Below are 2,808 nucleotides of genomic sequence, written 5' to 3'. Positions count from 1 at the left end.
TTGCCGGCCGAGCCGACGGCGTCGCGAAACGGGCCGTAAAACGCGCTCGCGTACTTGGCGCTGTAGGCCATGATGCGGGTGTGGATGAAGCCCTCGGTTTCAAGCGCCTCCCGGATCGCGCCGATGCGGCCGTCCATCATGTCGCTGGGCGCCACGATATCGACGCCGGCTTCGGCCTGCGTCAGCGCCTGCTGCACCAGCACCTCCAGCGTTTCGTCGTTCAGGATGTAGCCGTTCTCGTCCGGCAGCCCGTCCTGGCCATGCGTGGTGAAAGGGTCCAGCGCCACATCGGTCATCACGCCCAGCCCGGGAAAGCGCTTTTTCAGCTCGCGCACCACGCGCGGCACCAGGCCATCGGGGTTGCTCGCCTCGCTGCCATCGGGCGTTTTCAGCGACGCGTCAATCACCGGGAACAGCGCCATCACCGGAATGCCCAGCGCCACGCATTCCTCGGCCACCGGTAGCAGCAGGTCCAGGCTCAGGCGTTCCACCCCCGGCATCGAGGCAATCGCCTCGCGGCGCTGGCTGCCGTCCGTCACAAACACCGGGTAAATCAGGTCATGCGCCGTCAGTGTGTGCTCACGCACCAGGTTGCGCGTGAAAGCATCCCGGCGCAGCCGGCGCGGACGGCCCATGGGGAAGGCGGCAAAGTTGGAGGCATGTAGGGTCATGGGCAAATTGTGCCAAAGGTTTGCGCTGGGCGGCGCAGCAGAGGTCGTCACTTAAAAACAACATTTCCCGGGGTTTACAAATCTCCGTCAGGAAGGGTGGTAACTTTTCCACACTTTCTGGGTAGTCTGGAGCGATGGCAAACCAAGTAAAATCCAGCGCTAGATTGTGTAAACAAAAGTGTTCAAATGTGTAAATTCCGGGGAATTGCGCTGTGCTTACTTCGATATGTATGGCAGCAACTCACCCCTTGTCGCCCCTTGTCGCCCCTTTCGCGTTTGAGTTGGGTTCTTATGCCCGCTGCGCAGGGTGCGCGCGCCTAAAATGCATACTTTGGTTGTAATTTCCAAAGCTCGTGCGGAATCAGGCGGTCTTTTTTTGGCTGAAAACCGGTTTGTGGCTGTTACCGTTCAGCACGCATGTATTTTATGGATTCAATGACTTCAATCGCATCCCTTTGGCTTTCCCGGCTGGGCATCACGCTGGCGTGTTGTGGCCTCACTGCCTGCGCCTTTGCGCCCGGTATTACCATGAGCACCAGCGGCGGGGCGGAGCCGTCCGGCAGTGGCGTGCCTTTGCCGCAATGGCTACGCGCCTATGAGCCGGCCCCCGATGGGCAAGGCGGCAAATCGGCAAACGTCAATCAGCCAGAGGGAGTCCTGTTTCCGATCACGCCCGACCTGATCCGTCTGCAGCGCGCGCAACTGGCCAGCGACGTCGGCCTGGAGGTCAAGCGTTTGTTCGGCGTGGCCAGGCCTTACACCATTGGACCGGGCGACGTGCTTAACATTGTGGTCTGGGACCATCCAGAGCTCAGCCTGGTCGCGGCCGCATCGAGTTCCGCCACCGATGCCGCCAGCCTTTCCAGCGTCGGCAATGGCTACAACGTCAGCCCCGAAGGCACCATTCAGTTTCCTTTCCTGGGCGGCATCAAGCTCGGCGGGCTGAGCGAAACTCAGGCCCGTGAATTGATGATCAGCCGGCTCGGCAAGTTCCTCAAGAACCCGGAAATCACGGTGCGGGTGCAGGCTTACCGCAGTGGGCGGGTGTACGTCGAGGGCGAGGTGCGGCAACCGGGTCTTCAGGCGGTCAACGACATTCCCATGACGCTGCCCGAGGCGATCAGCCGGGCCGGTGGCTTTTCCGCCACGGCTGACCGCGCATCGGTCGCGGTCACGCGAGGCGGCAAAACCACCGTCATCAATCTGGCGCAATTAACGCAGCTTGGCGTTAACCCCGGCAGCATTTTGCTGGCCGGTGGCGACACGGTGCAGGTATTGAGCCGCGACGAATCCAAGGTGTTCGTGCTGGGTGAAGTGCTGCGGCCCTCGGCCCTGCCCTTGCGCAGTGGCCGCATGACGCTCAATGAGGCGCTGGGCGAGTCGGGCGGCGTCAGCCAGATCTCCGGCGACCCGCGCCAGATTTTTGTACTGCGCAACGGCGCTGCCGGAAGCGCAGAGATTTATCACCTGGATGCACGCAACCCCGCCGCCTATGCGCTGGCCGAGGGATTTGACCTCAAGGCCCGCGACGTGGTCTTCGTCGATCCCTCGTCGCTGGTGCGCTGGAACCGCGTCCTGAGCCTGCTGTTGCCCAGCGCGCAGCTGGGCACGGTCGCCCGCGATGCGGTCACCAAGTAAGTACGGCGCCGGCATGAAGCACCTCCTGACGCTTTGCATTGGCAACATTTGCCGCAGCCCCATTGCAGAGGGCCTGCTCAAGCAGCAGTTTCCCGAAAAAACCATCTGGTCTGCCGGCCTCGGGGCCTTGGTCGGCAATCCGGCCGATCCGCTGTCGATTGAGGTGGCGGCGGCGCATGGGCTGGACTTGTCAGCCCACCGCGCCCAGCAACTGGTCGGCTGGATGTGCCAGACCGCCGAGCTGATTCTGGTCATGGAGCAAGACCATAAAACCGAGATTGAGCAGCAATACCCCCTGGCGCGCGGCAAGGTCTTTCGCCTCGGTGAGATCGGCAAGTTCGATATTGCCGATCCTTATCGGCAGCCCCGGGAGGCGTTTGAAGCCGCCTATGCCGACATCGCCCGCGGTGTCGCCGACTGGGCGCCGCGCATCAGGCAACTGGGCTAAGCCCCCGTCTCAAGCACCCGACTCAAGAAATAGTTAGCGAATGAATTCTCA

General features: G+C 62.2%; 3 protein-coding genes. 2 read left to right on the top strand and 1 reads right to left on the bottom strand.

The annotated features are described in order from the left end of the window. Nucleotides 1-671: porphobilinogen synthase (hemB, locus tag RMO23_RS08670; RefSeq protein WP_309680528.1), on the bottom strand; the 671-nt coding region annotated here is incomplete at its 3' end. Between the two features lie 528 nt (nt 672-1,199). Here hemB and RMO23_RS08665 point away from each other — a divergent pair. Both RMO23_RS08665 and RMO23_RS08660 read left to right on the top strand, forming a co-directional pair. Beyond that, nucleotides 1,200-2,309 (top strand): polysaccharide biosynthesis/export family protein, encoded by a 1,110-nt coding sequence (locus RMO23_RS08665; RefSeq protein WP_309680525.1) that lies wholly within the window; start codon nt 1,200-1,202, stop codon nt 2,307-2,309. A gap of 13 nt (nt 2,310-2,322) precedes the next feature. Further along, complete coding sequence (locus RMO23_RS08660; RefSeq protein ID WP_309680523.1) at nt 2,323-2,757, top strand: low molecular weight protein-tyrosine-phosphatase; 435 nt, start codon at nt 2,323-2,325, stop codon at nt 2,755-2,757. Nucleotides 2,758-2,808: the final 51 nt, after the last annotated feature.

The organism is Polaromonas sp. (genome assembly GCF_031411155.1).
Taxonomy (GTDB): domain Bacteria; phylum Pseudomonadota; class Gammaproteobacteria; order Burkholderiales; family Burkholderiaceae_C; genus Polaromonas.
Note: the sequence above shows the minus strand (reverse complement) of the source record. Positions and strands in the feature narration are given on the sequence as shown.